The 18,563-nt window shown below is 34.9% G+C and carries 12 protein-coding genes and 1 tRNA gene; 10 read left to right on the forward strand and 3 right to left on the reverse strand.

Features of this window, described 5'->3' with window-relative positions; genetic code table 11:
- Nucleotides 1-4 precede the first annotated feature (4 nt).
- Nucleotides 5-2,278 carry a hypothetical protein gene (locus tag ASM33_RS00440; RefSeq protein WP_157956342.1) on the forward strand — a complete coding sequence of 758 codons (2,274 nt, stop codon included), beginning with the start codon at nt 5-7 and terminating at the stop codon, nt 2,276-2,278.
- A gap of 55 nt (nt 2,279-2,333) precedes the next feature.
- Here ASM33_RS00440 and ASM33_RS00445 read toward each other — a convergent pair.
- Nucleotides 2,334-2,423, reverse strand: a tRNA-Ser gene (locus tag ASM33_RS00445).
- Between the two features lie 143 nt (nt 2,424-2,566).
- Between ASM33_RS00445 and ASM33_RS00450 the strand changes: the two genes are divergently transcribed.
- The 3 genes from ASM33_RS00450 (at nt 2,567) to ASM33_RS00460 (ending at nt 6,551) form a co-directional block, all read left to right on the forward strand.
- Nucleotides 2,567-3,661: an ankyrin repeat domain-containing protein gene (locus ASM33_RS00450; protein WP_237342920.1), complete on the forward strand. Its 1,095-nt coding sequence runs from the start codon at nt 2,567-2,569 to the stop codon at nt 3,659-3,661.
- A gap of 70 nt (nt 3,662-3,731) precedes the next feature.
- A complete protein-coding gene (locus tag ASM33_RS00455; RefSeq protein WP_110409519.1) occupies nt 3,732-5,852 on the forward strand; it encodes an acetyl-CoA carboxylase biotin carboxylase subunit in 2,121 nt (706 codons plus the stop codon).
- Nucleotides 5,853-6,047: 195 nt separating this feature from the next.
- Nucleotides 6,048-6,551, forward strand: a complete 504-nt coding sequence (locus tag ASM33_RS00460; protein WP_110409518.1) for a protein-disulfide reductase DsbD domain-containing protein — start codon at nt 6,048-6,050, stop codon at nt 6,549-6,551.
- Between the two features lie 58 nt (nt 6,552-6,609).
- Here the strand turns inward: ASM33_RS00460 and ftsY are convergent, their stop codons facing one another.
- A complete protein-coding gene (ftsY, locus tag ASM33_RS00465) occupies nt 6,610-7,524 on the reverse strand; it encodes a signal recognition particle-docking protein FtsY (RefSeq protein ID WP_110409517.1) in 915 nt (304 codons plus the stop codon).
- Between the two features lie 135 nt (nt 7,525-7,659).
- On the opposite strand from ftsY, the gene ASM33_RS00470 reads away from it, so the two are divergent.
- The 6 genes from ASM33_RS00470 to ASM33_RS00495 all read left to right on the forward strand — a co-directional run bounded on the left by ASM33_RS00470 (nt 7,660) and on the right by ASM33_RS00495 (nt 17,808).
- On the forward strand, nt 7,660-8,853 hold the full coding sequence (locus ASM33_RS00470; protein WP_179947421.1) for a bifunctional 2-C-methyl-D-erythritol 4-phosphate cytidylyltransferase/2-C-methyl-D-erythritol 2,4-cyclodiphosphate synthase: 1,194 nt from the start codon (nt 7,660-7,662) through the stop codon (nt 8,851-8,853).
- Nucleotides 8,854-8,944: 91 nt separating this feature from the next.
- Nucleotides 8,945-10,852: a molecular chaperone HtpG gene (gene htpG / locus ASM33_RS00475; protein ID WP_110410536.1), complete on the forward strand. Its 1,908-nt coding sequence runs from the start codon at nt 8,945-8,947 to the stop codon at nt 10,850-10,852.
- 40 nt (nt 10,853-10,892) lie between these two features.
- On the forward strand, nt 10,893-11,804 hold the full coding sequence (locus ASM33_RS00480; RefSeq protein WP_110409515.1) for a hypothetical protein: 912 nt from the start codon (nt 10,893-10,895) through the stop codon (nt 11,802-11,804).
- A gap of 113 nt (nt 11,805-11,917) precedes the next feature.
- On the forward strand, nt 11,918-14,584 hold the full coding sequence (locus tag ASM33_RS00485) for a host RNA manipulator TomO (protein WP_110409514.1): 2,667 nt from the start codon (nt 11,918-11,920) through the stop codon (nt 14,582-14,584).
- Nucleotides 14,585-14,657: 73 nt separating this feature from the next.
- A complete protein-coding gene (gene hemA / locus ASM33_RS00490) occupies nt 14,658-15,872 on the forward strand; it encodes a 5-aminolevulinate synthase (protein WP_110409513.1) in 1,215 nt (404 codons plus the stop codon).
- Nucleotides 15,873-16,029: 157 nt separating this feature from the next.
- On the forward strand, nt 16,030-17,808 hold the full coding sequence (locus ASM33_RS00495) for an actin-bundling T4SS effector WalE1 family protein (protein ID WP_110409512.1): 1,779 nt from the start codon (nt 16,030-16,032) through the stop codon (nt 17,806-17,808).
- Between the two features lie 308 nt (nt 17,809-18,116).
- Here ASM33_RS00495 and fabZ read toward each other — a convergent pair whose 3' ends face one another.
- On the reverse strand, nt 18,117-18,563 hold the full coding sequence (fabZ, locus tag ASM33_RS00500; RefSeq protein ID WP_110409511.1) for a 3-hydroxyacyl-ACP dehydratase FabZ: 447 nt from the start codon (nt 18,561-18,563) through the stop codon (nt 18,117-18,119).

Genomic DNA, 18,563 nt, shown 5'->3' on the forward strand with positions numbered 1-18,563 from the left:
GGGTATGGAGCCAATTTTTCCTGAATATGCGTTTGGTAGTGTAAACCTGCCATGCTGGCAGAACAATGTTATTCGGCGCTTTTCTCAGCACCAAAAATATCGAGTGCTCTTTTGGGAGTTTGGTCCAACTGTGTTTGAATATCTCTGCAAGCAAAAAGGCTTGAATGCTAAAGAGCTGCAGCAAAAAAATGAAAACCGTGAAAATTTAGAAAAGGAATGCCTAGAGCTGCTGGAAGCGTTTGGTGAAATGAAAGCTCATTGGTGGTGGCCGTGGAGTTCTAAAATAAAAGATATTATGATGACCGAGCCCCAAGAAAAAAGGGCGAAGGATTATGATAGATATTCTTTATTTTGGAGAGTGGTTCTGGGATTTTTTACAAATGTAATAGTGCATCAATGGCGCATTGTTCAATATGGGTATTTTTTCAATTATCAACAATTAACAAAAGGGGTGCAAAGAATGGATACAGCGAAAAAAATGGCAATCGGTCTAGCAACAGGTGCAACCGTGGCAGCGATAACAGCGGCAGCAGGAGTAGCAACAGCATATTCTTATTTGAGAAATGGAGCTAATACTGCAAATGCATTGGTACCAACAGACAGGTTCGGCAACTTAATCAGAGCAATTGCTCTAAGTCATAATTTTGATGGCGATGCTAATATGACTTTAAATAAGGCCCTGGAGCAATTTAAGTTAAAAGGGATACTAACGAGTCTTGATTCGAGTCTGCAGGATGTGGAAGAAGGAAAAAAGAGTAAAGAAAAACATGGTGAATATGCCAAAGAAAGAATCAAAGATTTTCAAAAATTATCATTAAGATATCATCCAGATAAGCAAATAGTTGCTGCAGATGATATACAAAAAACGATTACCGAAATTAAGAAAGCACTAAATAGCGTGCATGATTATGTAATGAAGGAAACTCATCCAAATAAAACATATGGTCATATATATAGGTTATTTGGAGAACTTCCAGTCAGCCTGATCAATAGCGGCAAAGAGTTGTATAAAATAATTAATGTTGCTGCAAGCAGTAAATTATTTTATCTAGCGTTGTGGGAAGAAGGCATGCTGATGCAGGAACGAAATCGTTATCTTAGAGAAGCAAAAGAGCATTACGTAGAGCCACTGGAAAATATGTTAAGCTTAGTGAAAAAAATATTGAGCAGCAAAGAACCGATGCAAGAAGCGAAAAATTGCATTGATTCAATGAATAAAATAAAAGGCAGTTTTGAAAAATATAATGAAAAATATCAAAAATCTTACGAAGAAATGTGGGTGCAAAATTTAAAAGAATTAAACCAAGAATGTAAAAGTGCTGAAGGGTTGAAAATAATAAAGCCAGAAGTGGAGAAGCTGGTGAAAGAAGCTAAAGAGCAATATCAAATATTAAAAAGCAATAAGGCTGGTAAAGTAAAACCGGATGGAATATTTGTGCAGCCAATGCTCGAGTATACCAATTTGATAAATATGTATTATAAGTTCGCAGTTAAGTTATGCGAGAATATAGAGAGTTGTTTTCCTACGCGGAGGAATGTAAGATTTAATGATGATTTATTTAAGCAGCAGAAATTTGCGTTGGGAGAAGAAGAAACAGAGTTTACTGAAATAAGTAAAAAATATATGAGAGAGCTTTCATACCAAGAACTGTCACAATTTTCAAACCTTATGGTAAATTATTACTACCACAATCAAAGTGAAAAAGAATTGGATGAGAAAATAAATAAATATTACATACGTTATCAGAGTAATGTTTACACAAAAAAGGAGATAGGAAATGTAATAGTTTTTGTGCTCAATCACTTAGCAACTTTATTGAATGAGGAATTAAAACCACTGGAAACATTTTTTGAAAAAGATAGAAGAAGGAAAGCTGAATATAGTGCAGAACTAGATCAACTAGAACAAAGGGCAGAGCAGGAAGCTCAAAGGGCAGAGCATACTGGTAGGATAAGCCAGATCTTTTCAAAAAAAACACGAGGTTTTGATGATGATTTATATGACATAGTAATAGATAATCAAGTTAGAATCGTAGAAGCAGTTGTGAAGCATGTTATGCAACATAATTCTTCTTCACCAGAACAATTACTCAGTTCAATAATAGACGAAATTAAGCATAATAAAACCCAAGTCTTGAGAGATGAAACAGTTAATCCTGAGCTGATTAATATGGGCATAAATAGGTTGTTGCATGAGGAAAGTAGCACAACGCTGAGTGATGTAAACGTAAGTCAAGGAGCAAGCACAAGCCGAAGCGCAGGAGTTGGTAGGAGATAAGGGTATGGAGCCAATTTTTCCTAAGTACTCAGGTCGCTGTGTGAACTTGCTGGTGTGGCGGAAAGGGGGGGATTCGAACCCCCGACATATTTTCATATGTGCACGCCTTCCAAGCGTGTGCTTTAGACCGCTCAGCCACCTTTCCATACTGTCCATAATATTAAAAATTATACATCTGAACAAGGCTTTGCTTTTTATTTTAGCTAAAATTTGTTACAATTAATTATATTTATTTTTAATAAACTATGTTGTATAATTTATTATTGGTTAAATATTGTGGGGTGTGGTGTGACTACTGCTCAGTTTAAAAAGCTTAAAGATCTGATTTGTGCAATTGAAGAAGGTGATGGTGAAAAAGTTAAAACTGCTCTAAGCGCAGGTGTAACAAATGGGCATAACGACTCTTCAATAATTAACTTGGGAGATAAAAATATACCTTTACACGTTGCTTTAAGACAACAAAATCCTGACGTTAAAATCATAGCAGTGCTATTAGAAAAGGGTGCTGATTGTGCAATGAAAGACAGTACTGGAGAAAATGCATTATGCTTAGCTATTAAAAATAGGAATTTAAGAGGAATATTTTCAGAACAAGCTGAATTTCAATTATTAAAAGTACTAGACATTAGCTTCAGGTACAGCAGTCCACTCAATGATAAAAAGAAAAAAGTAAATAGAGATGGAGATAATTATTTACACATAGCGGCAAGAGCAGGAAATATTAATGCTTTTATGTATATTTTTAAGCAAAGCATTGAAAAAAATGTTCGTTTATTAGAATATAATGAGAATCATGAAAATCCACTGCATATAGCAGCAAGGATGGGAATACTTCAGGTTATAGTAAAAGGAGTGTTTGAGCACTTGGAGTTAACTGCAAATAATGAAATTAAAAGGCTAGAGGGCTTTATTAAAAAAGCAAAAGAAGCTGGAAATAATGCAGATATAAAAGAGTCTCAAAAGGAATTAAAAGAGGTAAAGGAAAAGTTAAAAAATGATAAGAGTTATATTGTAGAGGCATTGCGTAGTAAATGCGCATTGAATAAAGATAAAAAAACTCCTCTTGATTGTGTTAGCAAAACAGAAAAAGAAGATATAAAAAAAGCTGTAGGCATACAAGATAAGCTCATATGTAATAAAAACTTTCACCTATTTTTATATGTAATAGGAGCTGTGGCTTCTATTGCTGCTTTGTGTCTGTCTTTATATCTTTTATTTTTGACTTCTCAGACTTTTGCACTGAGTTCAATAGCTTCAATGGCTTTTGCTGGGGTTACATATCTATCATTTAATGCATGCAAAGAGATATACAACTTGCATAATGACGGCACTTCAATGCAAGATGTTGATATTACACAAGTTTCAGAAGGTATATCTGTTTAATGAAAATAGAAATTACTTGCAGGTCATTATATAGGAATGTACTTTCTTAACTTGAGATAAGCACACATAAATGACAGAAAAAAAGTACAGTAAAATTTTAATAGCAAACAGGGGAGAAATTGCCTGCAGAATTATAAAAACTGCCCATAGAATGGGTATATCTTGCGTTTGTGTATATTCGGACGCAGATGTTAATTCTGTGCATGTAAGACAAGCAGATGAATCAAGATACATTGGCCCTTCGCCTTCTTGCCTTAGTTATTTAAACATTGATAAAATATGCGAGGTAGCAATTGAAACAGGTGCGCAGGCGGTGCATCCTGGTTATGGTTTCTTAGCAGAAAATCCGGATTTTCCACGTGCTCTTCAAAAATATAATATAGATTTCATCGGTCCAAGTGCAGAAACAATAGAAGCTACAGCTAATAAAATCACAGCAAAAGAAGCTGCAAAAAAAGCTGGAGTAAATGTAGTGCCAGGTTATATGGGTAAAATTAACGATGCTACTCATGCGGCAAAAGTTGCTGAAGAAATTGGTTTTCCTGTTATGCTCAAAGCTGCTGCAGGTGGTGGTGGCAAGGGAATGCGTGTTGTACATTCAAAACAAGAAGTTGAACTTGCATTTATATCAGCAACAAATGAAGCAGAAAAAAGCTTTAAAGATGGCAGCATATTCATAGAGAAATATATAGAGCTACCAAGACACATCGAAATACAAATTATAGCGGATAAATATGGCAATATAGTTTGTCTTGGAGAGAGGGAGTGCTCGATACAAAGGAATAACCAGAAGCTAATGGAGGAAACTCCAAGTCCGTTTATCAATGAGAAAGTGAGACAAGAAATGTATGCTCAGTGTGTTTGTCTAGCAAAGCAGGTGGGCTATTTTTCAGCAGGTACTGTTGAGTTTGTTGTAGACAAAAATCACAAATTCTACTTTCTTGAGGTTAACACTAGAGTGCAAGTTGAACACCCAGTAACTGAGTTTATTACTGGAATAGATATAGTGGAAGAAATGATCAGAACTTCTTGCGGAGAAAAATTAAGGTTTAGCCAAGATGATATCAAACTTACTGGATGGGCAATAGAAAGTAGGATTTGCGCTGAAGATACGTCGAAGAAATTCTTTCCTTCTAGTGGGAGAATAAAATACTATGATAAACCAAGCGAAAATGATTATGTAAGAATAGATGATGGAGTAGCCGCAGGTTCGGAAATTAGTATGTTCTATGATTCAATGATTGCAAAGGTGATAACATACGGAAAAGATAGAATAGAAGCGACCAGCAGAATGCAAAAAGCATTGTCTGAATGCTATATAGAAGGAGTCACAAATAATATAGAATTTCTTGAGTCTATTTTCCATCATCCAAATTTTATTGCAGGCAAACTTCACACTAGATTTATTCCAGACTTTTACCCTGATGGATTTCATGGTGACTTTGTTACAGAAGAATATATAAAAATATCTATTTTAGCTTCGCTGTATGCTCACTTGGAGAGTGAGGAAAAACAGTGTTCTTCGGTGTCATTCCAATGCGTAACACTGGAATCTAGTAAAAAAGAACCAGCGGCAGCTACTCACTCTCCAATGTCATTCCAGTGCGTGACACTGGAATCCAGAAAAAAAGAACCAGCATCTGCTACTTGTATGACAGATGGCCATGCAGGAGATTTATTCATAGTGAATATAAATGAAAATGAATACTCCATAAATGCAAAGTACGAAGATAGCACATTAACAGCAGTATATAATCATAATACATACTCTGTGAGAGGTAAATGGAAACAAAATAGCTATAAATTACTATATATAACAATTAATGATGATGTAGATATTACTCTAAAAATAGAGAGACAAAATAATAAATATTTAATAAAGCATGCCGGAATGAAGACAGAGTGCTCTGTATTCCATCCACATGTGGCTGAATTAAATAAATTAATGCTGAGTAATGAAGCGGAGGAAATTTCAGCAGAGGCTGTAAAGTCGCCGATATCTGGCTTATTAGTTAAACTATATGTGAATATAGGAGATCAGGTAGAAATAGGACAGTCTTTGTTTGTTGTGGAAGCAATGAAAATGGAAAATATTATATGTGCAGAAGCAACGATGGTAATCAAAAGCATTCCTATTCAAGAGGGAAAGAATGTGCAGGTGGGTGATGTGGTGCTAGGTCTGCATGTATAATGCATTAGATCTTATATATTAAAACCATGTTCTTACAAATTAAAGTATACATGTAAATTATTGTTAGCTGCGCAAGCACAAGGTGCGATGATGTGTACGCTAACATAACGCTATATTAATAAAGAATGTATATAATATCATTAATATATCAGTTAAAATTCAAATTGATTTCTTTTAAAAAATCAAATTACTTTCATGAAAATATACATATATTCAATATTATTTTTAATTTTTTCTTGTGTTCAATTATACGCTGATGAAGAAGTTGTAAAATTTGATTTGCTTATTGGGGAGATAGATAAAGCAAATCTCACTATTAAGGGTGCAATAAAAATCTCAATAGATCCAGATTGGCATATATATTATAAAGATCCAGGAGATTTTGGTTTGCCAACGTTTATTAGCTATAGAGGTAATACATCAAGCATAGATATTCACTGGCCTGCTCCAAGTGAGCATAAAGATGAAGTAGGAAAAGAGATATTTGTCAGCAATATATATGAAAATGTAGTATTATTTCCCTTTAAGGTAAGCGTACTTTCAAATCAAGAATACATTGATCTAAACTTTCATATAAAATATGCGATATGCAAAGATAGATGTATTGCTAAAAAGGCCGAAATCACAACTAGACAGCCATTGAAAAATTTTTTTAATGCTGAAACCAATAAACTTATAAACGAGTGGTATAAAAAATAGCACATTTCTCCTGTGGATAAACCATTGAGATTTTTGTAGCTTCCTTCATTAATCACAATCACTGATTATCATTAAATAGCGCTTCAGCAAACTCCTTGCCAGTGAACTCTCTTAAGTCTTCTATATTTTCACCAATTCCTATGGCGTGTAACTTTATCTTGTATTCTTGGGCTAACCCAACCACTACTCCACCTTTAGCAGTGCCGTCTAGCTTTGTTATTATTAACCCTGTAACGTTCACCATTTTGCTAAACGCCTCCAATTGGCTATACGCGTTTTGACCTGTAGTTGCATCAAGGACCAAAATAACATCGTGAGGAGCAGTGTTGTCTAATTTTTTTATGATCCTATATATTTTTGATAATTCTTCCATAAGATTCACGTTATTCTGCAGCCTTCCTGCTGTGTCGATCATAACAACATCTATATTATTTTTTATAGCCTGACTTACAGCTTTATACGCTACACTTGCAGAATCGGTACCGTGCTCTCCACTCATAATAGAGCAGCCAGATCGCTCTGCCCAAACGTTCAACTGCTCATTAGCAGCAGCTCTAAACGTATCGCATGCAACGAGCATCACTGATTTTCCAATCTTCGTGTATTGAGACGCAAGCTTTCCTATAGTTGTGGTTTTACCATTACCATTTACTCCGCATACCATTATAATATGTGGCTTTTTCTCTAAAATTAGCGGCTCAGCAACTGGATTTAATATCGCTTCGATTTCATCCATCAATTGCTTTTTGATGATATCGTGCTCAACTTCCTTTTCAAATTTAGCACTTGCTAGCTTATCAATAATTAACTTAGAAGTTTTATGACCAATATCCATGCTGATTAGCAAATCTTCTAGCTCATCTAAGAGCGTTTGATCTAATTTTTTTTTAGTAGAAAAAATATTTTTTACTTCATTGCTAAAGCGAGAAGAGGTTTTTAACAAACCTTTATAAAGGTTATTAAATAAACTCAAGGTAACACTCCTTTTTATGTGATAAACCTAACAATTACAATATAGAAAATACTGATTAAAAAGTAAAGGACACAGAAACTATGTCATCGCATTTAGATAACATGTTATTATATACGTAGGTTTAAAGTGATAAATATGACCAACATCAAACTTGAGAAACACAAAATAGCAGCATTAATCGTTGCAGCAGGGGTGGGAAAGAGATGCAACGCCACAATTCCTAAGCAGTACATAAAACTAGCAGGTAAATCTGTTTTATTTCATACGATTAAAAAATTTCTAGTTAATCAGTATGTAGATTATATCAGAGTAGTGATTAATAAAGATCATGAAGGTTTTTATAGAGAAGCGATCTCATCAATTACAGATGCTGAACTACTAGAATCTGTACATGGTGGAAAAAGCAGACAAGATTCCGTAAAACTTGGACTTGAAAGCTTACAAACAATTGACCCTGAATTTGTCATAGTACACGATGCTTGTAGGCCTTTTGTTTCGCTCAGCCTAATAGATAAACTAGTTGAATCTATCAGTTGCGATAGTGAGTGCACAGGAATTGTACCTGCAATAGAGGTTACAGATACTATATCATTAGTAAACGATGGCTTCATTGAATCTACGATTTCAAGAGCAAAACTTAGAGCTGTACAAACCCCTCAAATTTTTAATTTCAAAGAATTATTATCATGTCATGAGTCATCTAAAGAATTCACTGATGATTCATCGCTAGTGATAGAGCACAAAAAGCGCGTTGCAATTATTCAAGGTGAGAAAAGCAATTTTAAGTTAACTACTGAAGAGGATATTAATATGGCAAAGCTTCTACTTGAAGAACCAAAATTTCGTGTTGGAACTGGCTATGATATACATAAATTTACTGAACCTAAAAATGATACTAAATGCTTTATAAAAATTTGCGGTGTAGAAATTGAACACGATATGACAATAGAAGCACATTCAGACGGTGATGTTGCAATACATGCAATCGTTGATGCGATATTAGGGGCACTTGGATGTGGCGATATAGGAGAGCACTTTCCTCCTGATTCACTCAAATGGAAAGATTGCGATTCACTCCACTTTCTTGATTTTGCCGCTAAAAAAGCAAGAGAGAAAGGATACGGCGTATCAAATTTAGACGTCACTATAGTTTGTGAGAAACCTAAAATATCACCTTATAAGGCAGAAATGAAAAAAACTCTGTCAGAGATATTGGAAATTGATGATGAATTTGTAAATATTAAGGCAACTACCGCAGAAAAATTAGGTTCTATTGGAAGAGAGGAGGGAATAGCAGCGCATGCATCTGTATTATTGCATAAAATATAACCTACTTTGCCTATAAATTAGCTTTTAACCTTGAAAGATCTGAGTTCAGTACTTAAATCTATTGTTGTAGTGGCAAATAATGGAGCTCAAAATGCATAGCGTAAAAGAAACTGAAAATTTAAAATTTGATGCTGAAGTAGGAAAAGTACTAAATATAGTAATTCATTCGCTTTATACTAACAAAGATATCTTCCTGCGTGAACTAATATCAAATGCATCGGATGCGTGCGACAAATTACGCTATGAATCTCAATCTAATTCAAATTTGCTGGATTCCAGTGATGAGTTAAAAATTACTATTAGAGTCAACAAAGAGGAGAGTGAGCTATGTATCACTGATAATGGTATCGGAATGAGCAGACAAGATTTAATAGATAACTTGGGTACAATTGCGAGCTCTGGTACACAGAAATTTTTGAATGCAATTAAAAATAATCAAGACTCAAATCAAGCTGTTGAGCTTATTGGTAAGTTCGGTGTCGGTTTTTACTCAAGCTTTATGGTTGCTTCAGAAGTGATAGTTGAGTCCAGAAAAGCAGGTGAAGAAGACTCATGGGTATGGAAATCAAAAGGAGATGGAGAATATTCAATAAGTAAATTAGATGAGCAAATCTCTAGGGGAACGAAAATCACGTTAATTATGCGTCCTGAAGAAAATGAATTTTTAGATAAATTTCGTATTGAAAATATTGTTACTACTTATTCAGACCACATAAATTTTCCTGTTGAGTTTATAGATGAGAAAGGAGAAAGTGAAAAGTTGAATAGTAAGGCTGCAATTTGGACTAAATCAAAAAACGAAGTTACTCAAGAAGAGCACAACGATTTTTTCCGCGGTGTTGCGCATGTTGGTGGAGAACCATGGATGATATTGCACAATAAAAATGAAGGCGCAATTGAATATACAAATTTGCTTTACGTACCATCCATCAAACCATTTGATTTATTTCACCCAGACAGACGTTGCTCTGTGAAATTATACGTAAATAAAGTCTTCATTACTGAAGATAATGTGCAGATTATACCGCAATATTTACGTTTCTTGAAAGGCGTGGTCGATTCACCAGATTTACCACTCAACATTAGCAGAGAAACCCTGCAGAACAACCGCGTTGTTGAGCAAATCAGAAAATCACTAACGAAACGTGTAATAGCAGAACTTGGGAAAAAGGCAAAAGAAAACCTGGAAGAATATACGAAATTCTGGACTAATTTTGGTGCCGTTTTAAAGGAAGGGCTTTGTGAAGCTATGCCAACTGATGAAAGAGAAGCACTACTCTCAATTTGTAGATTTCAGAGCACTGAGGGTGACAAATTAGTCAGCATTGATGACTACATAAGCAGAATGAAGCCTGAGCAGGAACAGATCTATTATCTCACAGGCAATAGCCTTGATTCAGTGAAAAATAGTCCGCAGCTTGAAGGGTTCATCAGTAAGGGACTCGAAGTGCTCCTATTTGTTGATCCAGTTGACGATTTCTGGACTAGTGTAATTCATGAATATAAAGATAAAAAGTTTAAGTCTGTAACTCGTGCGGATGTAGATTTAGAAAAATTCTCTTCCGAAGAAGATAAAAAACAAGACGAAGAAAATAGATCAACTGCAGAAGAGTCGAAAGAAAGTGCAGAGTCTATACTGCAATATTTCACCACGATACTCGGAGATTTAGTAAAAAGTGTGAAAATTTCTAAAAAACTGACCGATAGCCCTGTATGTCTAGCGGTTGATGAAGGTGCGATGGACCTTAGAATGGAGCGTTTTTTACGTGAACAGAAGCAGCTAAATTACCGCACTCCAAAAGTGCTGGAGATTAACATCAAACACCCAGTAATAAAAAGCATAATGCAGTCACACGCTGAGAATGTTGAAAACGCTACATTAGAGGATATGATTCACTTATTGTTCTATCAAGCATGCATCGTAGAAGGTGAAGAAATAGAAGATACTAGTAGCTTTATTAAAAAATTAAATAACTTGCTTGGCAAAGTTACTGTTTAGTGCTATACTTTAATTAATTATATTTATTTAGGAGTAAAACATGTTTGGCAATTTCTTTGGATGGTTTCTAACGGAACCAACAAACAACAAAAATTCAAGTAAGAGCCTAGAATTTCAATTGGAACAATCTTTGCTTGATCAGGCAAGAGTCATTAAAAAGAATGTCTATGTAGATTCTGGTAAGCAGGCGTGTAGAGATCTTCCTGCAATGGCCTTTATAATTAATAATAGAGGTATATCTAAGGAAACAGTTAAACAATGGCTTGGAGATGTAGGTGAAAATCTTGATTATCTTATGCGTGCAGAATATACTTTTATAAGAATGTTTGAATCTGTTCCTGGAGCAGAAGTTCCATGTCCACTCATTCTACGAGAATTAATCAGAAGTTGTAATCAAGCAGGGCATGAAGCTTTAGTATATGATCAAATTCATCATATATTTGCTCAATATAAATTAATACCAACAATTCCTGAAAAAACAATCAGCATTCGTTGTAATAGTGTAAATTCCTTAAACATTGAGTATAGTGAGGTTATGGTTGTAAAAAATTCAGATCCAGAACAACCACCTGAACAATATAAATTTAATAACAAGCTAAAATTTACACTTGAATCTCAGGAAAATGGCGAAGTAGTATACAAAAATGGCGAAGTAGAATTTACCATCCCTAAAGAATTTGAAAAGTACCATGCCAATGGTACAAGTTTACTTAATGATATCAGTAAACATTTTGGAGGGGTTCAGCCCATTAGTAAAAATGCTGATGAAGATAATGCTGATGAATATTATGAATCATTTTTTATTGTTCCTGCTCCTGAAAATCCCAATGATGGTAAGAACACTCCAACTGATGATAATTTGTCGTCTTTTATGACTTTTCAAAATCTCGATGATGCTGATTTCCCTTCAGTTATTGCAATTGCTCAAAGACCAACCGTTGCTGTATCGTAGAAGGTAAAGGAGTAAACGATATTAGTGAATTTTTAAGAGATTAAACAATTTGCTTGGCAATATTCCTATTTAGTACTATGCTTGAATAAGCATGTACTTTGTGGGGGTAAGTTATGTTTGGTCCTAATTTTCGCGATTTCGTATCATCCGTATCAGAAGATACAGTTTTTTCAGACATCAAAGATGAAAGATTAATTAAGAGTTGGCATGGATTTGAAAAGTCAGATTCTAGAGACTCAGGTAATTGTTCAGAGAATGAAGAAGTTGAAAATCCTGTTAAAAAAGCTGTATTAACTGATAATTCACTTATTGTGTCTCTTATTGGGAATATTGGTGAAGGTAATAAATCATTTATAATCGAGGGTAATGAAGAGGAGTCATTTGTTACTCTGCCTAAAAATTTAACTATTATAGAAATAACAGATATCCTAAATAATGCCATAAACGATAATAGTTATGAACAAGATAATAGCTATGAAGAATTAGATAAGATTGTAAATGATATTGACAATTATGGAATCATATCTGTTGTTGATCTAGATAGTGAAAATTTCAAAAGCTTTTGTTTACAGCAACTTCACCTGAATTTAAAAGAAAGAAGTGATCACCAACATATATATTCGAATATACTTTTGCCATATAAGATTAATCAAGAGCTCAAGTGTGATTACTCAGTAAAAGAACTGGTGCTTTTAGCAATTGCAGCTAACGATAAACTTACAGAAAGGTATAAAGCAATATTATTCAATCAAGAAAATTCAATTCTTCTATCTTCACTTGTTGGTGGTCGAAGATATATTGAAATCTTTACAGAGAAATTCCCTGACCTTTATCAGAGCTTAAAAGAACAAATAATTAAAACGCAATGTGGTCAAGTTAACTTTTTCTCAGTTATAGCATTAAGAAATGAGCAAGCCTTTTTACAAGCAGTTCTTGTTCCATATGTCTTAAAGGATCTTATAGAAACGTTACAGACAAGTCGCTCTGATCCTTTATATGTATATGGTGTATTTGAAACTGCATCTCTCGCTCAAAACGAGCCATTTATTACGATGGTGCTAGATATATTTGAGAAGTGTGCTGATGATGAAATCAAAAAAGATCTGTTAACTAGAAGTATTGTGAACCTTTTAGCGTCTGCAATGAGCCAGGAGCATGTATCTATTGTTGAGTATTTATGCCAGCGATACATACGGAGTGCAGGTCGCGGTACTTATAGTATATATGAACAAGCATTTGCAGATGATAAGGTAATTTCAGTACTAAAGGAGCAAATCTTAAAAAATATAAACGCTCGTAGTAGAAGGAAAATTTATGATTTAATTCTGAAAATTACACTCGATTCTGGCAATATCGGATTTATTGAGAGCTTATGTAAAAAATGTTCCGAATGTAGCGACGATGTTATTAATTACCTTAAGCAAAAATTGAAAAATAATGAATTTGATAACGTATACGAATCGATTCTAATTGCATTATCTAATACCAGAAATAAAGATATTGTAACCAGTGTGTTTGCTTATATGCAAATTTATCAAGAGAATGGACGAAATAGTAAAGATGTAATAAGGAAAGTTATAAGAAATATACTGAAAAATGCAATAGAAGAAGCAGATGAAATAGTGATTGCGCTGTTATGTGATTTGAGCTGCTCTGATCAGCAAACTCCAGCTATGCAGGCAATATATAAAGGGGAATTTGACACTGCTTTGGCAATAGTTGAGGAACAGATTGAAAAAACAAGTCAACGTCTTGTCAAAACACCTGAAGCAGGTGGGGTTATCTATAATATAGTCCAAATGATCCCTTTTTATGGTGAAGCAGCCCAAGAAGAAGTTTTTGCTGATATAACTTTTGTTGAGTACTGTAAAATTACTGCTATCATTAGTACCTTGTATCGTATTCGAGGTTTTCTACAGAGCAATACTGGTATACAAAGACAAGCAAATACACAAGTTGTAAATGCTACTGATGTTCTTGTGCAGGAGCCTCAACAAGATAATAATGAATTTTTAGTAAATAGTTTAACGGAGGGTGTAATGGCTAGAAATAAAAAAAGTGGTAATAATAAATATGGTAAGGGTAACAACCCAACTTCATGGAAGGGTGCACCTACTGAAAGTGGAAAAGCGAAAGCTAAGGAATCTCAGGTTCATAATGAGGAGCTTCTTAATACTCAAGTTGAGCCAAGCGCTGATGTTAGTCATGCACAACATATCGATCAAGAAATTCGTGAATCTGTGAGCGATATGGCAGTCACTTCTACTAATGATCAGGCCGGTGCAAGTCATTCAGAACATATTGATCCAGAAATTGTTGGTCTTCTGAGTGATATGGTTAAAGATGTGAGTGATAGTCAAGCGACTCTAGGCGATCATGAAGATTCTTCTTCAAGTGAGAGAACTGACACTAACATTCTGGTAGATGATTGTAGTGAGGATACAGCGTTACTTGAGGACAGTTCTGACGAAGAAGATCATGTGGTAGAAGTTACAAATAATACTCATAACGATGGTGGACAGCCTAGTGATCCAAATAAAAATTTACAAGATGCACAAAAGAGTAAGTGGTCCGTTGTAGCTGCTTCTGGACTAGCAATAGCTGGAATTGCTTCAGGATTAGCTGTTGCATTTTACTTAGAAATGCTAGCTGTCGGAATAGCAGTTGCAGTTTTGTGTGTAATTGGTGCTACGTTCTTATATTGCTGTGGGCCTTCAAGTGAGCTTAAAGATAATAATATTACTGAAGTTGCAGCTACTAAAGCACCTGCTGTATCGTAAGTTGAAGAATAAAGATTGTAGTTTACCATTAAATAATTTATTATAATTGTATTAATTATTAGTAGATCAAAACTTGGTAAACTACGAAGAAATATTTTCAAACAAAATAAACGATATAAAAAGCGAAGGCCGTTACCGTGAGTTTACGCACTTCGCTTCTTTACCTGGAAAGCTTCCTCACATTATGGATTATGAAAGGAATAGGGAAGTAATCGTTTGGTGCAGTAATAACTACCTGGGAATGTCGCAGAATGAGAATGTCATTGCTGCTATTCAAAACTCATCAGTTGGTGCAGGTGGAACAAGAAATATATCTGGTACAACAAAAGAAGTTGTAGAGTTGGAAAAATCTTTAGCTGACCTGCACAAAAAGCAAGCTGCTTTAACTTTTGCTTGTGGCTACCTTGCTAATCAGACGACGCTCAGCACTTTATCATCGGTTATCCCCAATGTTGTGATTTTTTCGGACGAGAAAAATCATTCTTCGATGATAGAAGGGATAAAGGCGGGAAAAAGACCAAAACATATATTTGGGCACAATGATGTTAATCATCTAGAGCAGTTGCTCAATTCTATAGATAAAAAGACACCAAAAATAATAGCTCTTGAGTCCGTATATTCAATGGATGGTGATATAGCTCCACTTAAAGAAATATGTGATCTTGCTGATCAACATAATGCAATTACTTATTTGGATGAAGTGCATGCTGTTGGAATGTATGGTGCACATGGTGGTGGAATCGCAGAAAAAGAAGGTTTGATGGATAGAATAACAGTTATTCAAGGAACGTTATCGAAAGCTTTTGGAGTTATGGGAGGGTATATAGCATCATCAAAAAGTCTGGTTGATGTGATCAGAAGTTCCGCTCCTGGGTTTATTTTCACTACCGCTATGTCACCGGTTCTTGCAGCGGCAGCAAGGGCAAGCGTTGAACACCTAAAATCGAGTAATATTGAAAGGGAAAAACAAAGGCAAGTAGTAAAAAAGGTAAAAGAATCATTAAGAAATGCAGGAATGAGCTTCATACCTACAGATACTCATATAATTCCAATAATAATTGGTGATTCAGAATTATCCAAAAAAGCATCAAAATTATTGTTTGATGAGCATGGAATATATGTGCAGCATATAAACTACCCTACAGTGCTAAAGGGAACTGAGCGTTTTCGCATTACACCAACACCTTACCATACTGATGAAATGATAGAACATTTGACAGAGTCTTTAGTAAAAGTTTTTGAAAAATTATCCATTCCTATAGCCTCTGTGCAGGCTTGCTTAGGGTAAGAAATCCAAAATCATTAAGCGATACAAGCGTATAGTCTTAAAAAACGCGTCAAGCAAAATTATTCAACGATAAATGAATATCGACAATAGATTTAACACTAACTTAAGAATCAAAAGTATACAATTATAATATATTTTATTAATAGTGAGGTTTAAAATGTCACCTAATAAACAAGGAAATTCAAATTTTGCTGAAAGTTCTGCATCACAGCACAATCAACAAAGTCAAACTCTTCCAATCAGTAAAGAGCTAGCAAATTTCATTGAATCGAAGAAAGGTTCTGCATCACAGCAAAATCAACAAGGAGATTTAATAGATTTGAATGCTCCTGAAGTTCAAACAGTTCAAGAAGGGTCTGGTAGTCGATATTCTCAATGGGAAGCTGACTATTTAGCTTTTACTGGTAATCAATCGTTTGAGCAACGTCAACAGAAAAATGAATTTTTTAAATTGCTAAAAAAATCAGTAGAAGATTTTGCTGATTGGCCTACGCAAAAGCAAGCACTTGCTATATCTTCTGTAGGTGCTATAGTTTTTGCAGCACTTCCAATTTTGGCAATTGCTTTACCACTTGCTGCAACAGGTGCTGTTGTTAGTCTTGCTCTGTTTTTTGCTGTAAAAGCAGTTTCTTATGCGTTTCAAGGATTAAAATGGTCAGGAGAAAAAGTAGTTAAGGGTCTCGGATATGTTGCAAAACAAGCAGGTGAAGGTGCTAAGAAAGGTTACGAGGACTCAAGGGATTCATTAAAAAGAGGTTACGGGCACTCAAAGGAAAAAATAAAAGAGAGAGCTAGCAGCATGTTAAATGCTACAGCAGATAAATTGTATCGTCTTGCTGGTGAAACTAACTATTTAAACGAAATAAAAAAGTTTACTCCAGAGGAACTCAAGAAGGTTAATGAAATAAGAGAGAACATGAAAACAATTTTTGCTGATACAGAGAATAGTTCCAAGTTAGTTAAAAATATACTTTCTGAAATATCAGCAAAAATTGACTTAAAAATAGCAGAAGAAAAAAGTGCAGGTCAAACAGAACATGTTACTGACCTGAAATGGCAGAAAAAATTTGTTAATAATTTAACTCTACGAACATTAGAGAAGTTGTTAACAGAAAGGTCATTGCCTAAAGAGAGCTATTTAATTGATAGCATTTTCTCCGAACATTATGGTGAGATTAAGGATATTATCAGAGAAGAAAGATTTCATGCTTCTGTGAGACGTAATAACACAGCAGAGGGAAAAGCTAAGAAGCCTTCTTCACTGACTTTACCAGAAAGCAAAAGTAGCTCTGTGCGTTCCACTAGTAGCTTACCAAACAGTGGTTCATTAAATTCACTAAATTCTGTAAGTACTGATGGCAGTACAGCAGAGCTATTGAGTCCTACAGAGCACAAGAAGGCAAAATGGTCTTTTTTCTCATTTCCTAGAATAGGTAAATCAGCAAAAGAGAATACTACAGAAGTTGGATATCAAGCTTTCTCTGAGGTGAAGACTGCAAAAATAGGAGCTAACTGCAACCCTTCCCAAGCTAGTGCTTCTATTCCAGTTTCTATACCAGCAGTACCTAGTGTAGAGGGACCACCGAAACCACATAGAGATCCCAGTAATTCTCTCAGTAGTGGAGTTTCAGATGCTAGCTTTTCAAGTACTACTAGCAGATTGAGTGGTAGCGAATCTACAAGTTCTTTTGGTTATCGTCGTAATTCTGATAGTGGAATGGGCTCGTCTGATTCTTCTCTAAGGCACTCTGGGCTAAAAATGCAAGGTTCTGAGGACGAGATTAATAAAGTGAAGAATGGCTTAAAAAGAAGAAATTCATTGCAAGATGGGGAATTTATTAAGCCTTCTACTAAAATGACTGTTCATGCTGAAGTTCACCAACATGACACAACTGTAGAGTCTAAAGGTAAATACAACGCTTGCCATATCGAATAATTCACTTTCTTCAAAGGGATGTTACTTAGTAAGTAGCATCCCTTGAATCTCCTTTTAAATTCCAACTTGTATAGCTAATATAAATAAGGTTTACCGAATAGAATCAGTAATATTTAAACAATTTTTGAAAATAAGCAGTTGTCATCCCAGTGCGTGACACTGGGATCCAGGAATTTTTTTATACTGGATCCTATGATCAAGTCATAGGATGACAGAAAAAATGGTAAACCTTACTATTTTGGCTATATCTTTACGATTAATACACTATAGACAGATACAATCTTAATCTATAACCCCTCAAAAACACACTACTTTGCATTTCGTACTGTAGCTAAAATTGTTGCTTCTGCAACCTTTTCTCCACCCACATATGCGATGCACTCGAATTTACATGCGTTGAGGCGTGTACTTTTAATGTTAGATTGAAGAATCAATGTATCTCCTGGAGTAACAGGCTTTCTGAATTTCGCATTTTCAATAGACATAAAGTAAACTACTGTATTTTCTATCATATCCTGATGTCCTTCACTAAGCACGCATATAGCAGATGCCTGAGCTAGAGACTCAATGATCAACACTCCAGGCATTATAGGATTGCCAGGAAAATGACCAGTAAAAAATGGTTCATTGAATGTCACATTTTTAAGTGCTTTTATGCTTTTACCAGGATCGCATTCTATAACTCTGTCTACCAAGAGCAATGGATAAGAATGTGGTAATATTTTTATTATATCACCAATATTGAGTTGGACCAT

It is taken from the genome of Wolbachia endosymbiont of Folsomia candida (genome assembly GCF_001931755.2).
Classification (GTDB): Bacteria; Pseudomonadota; Alphaproteobacteria; order Rickettsiales; family Anaplasmataceae; genus Wolbachia.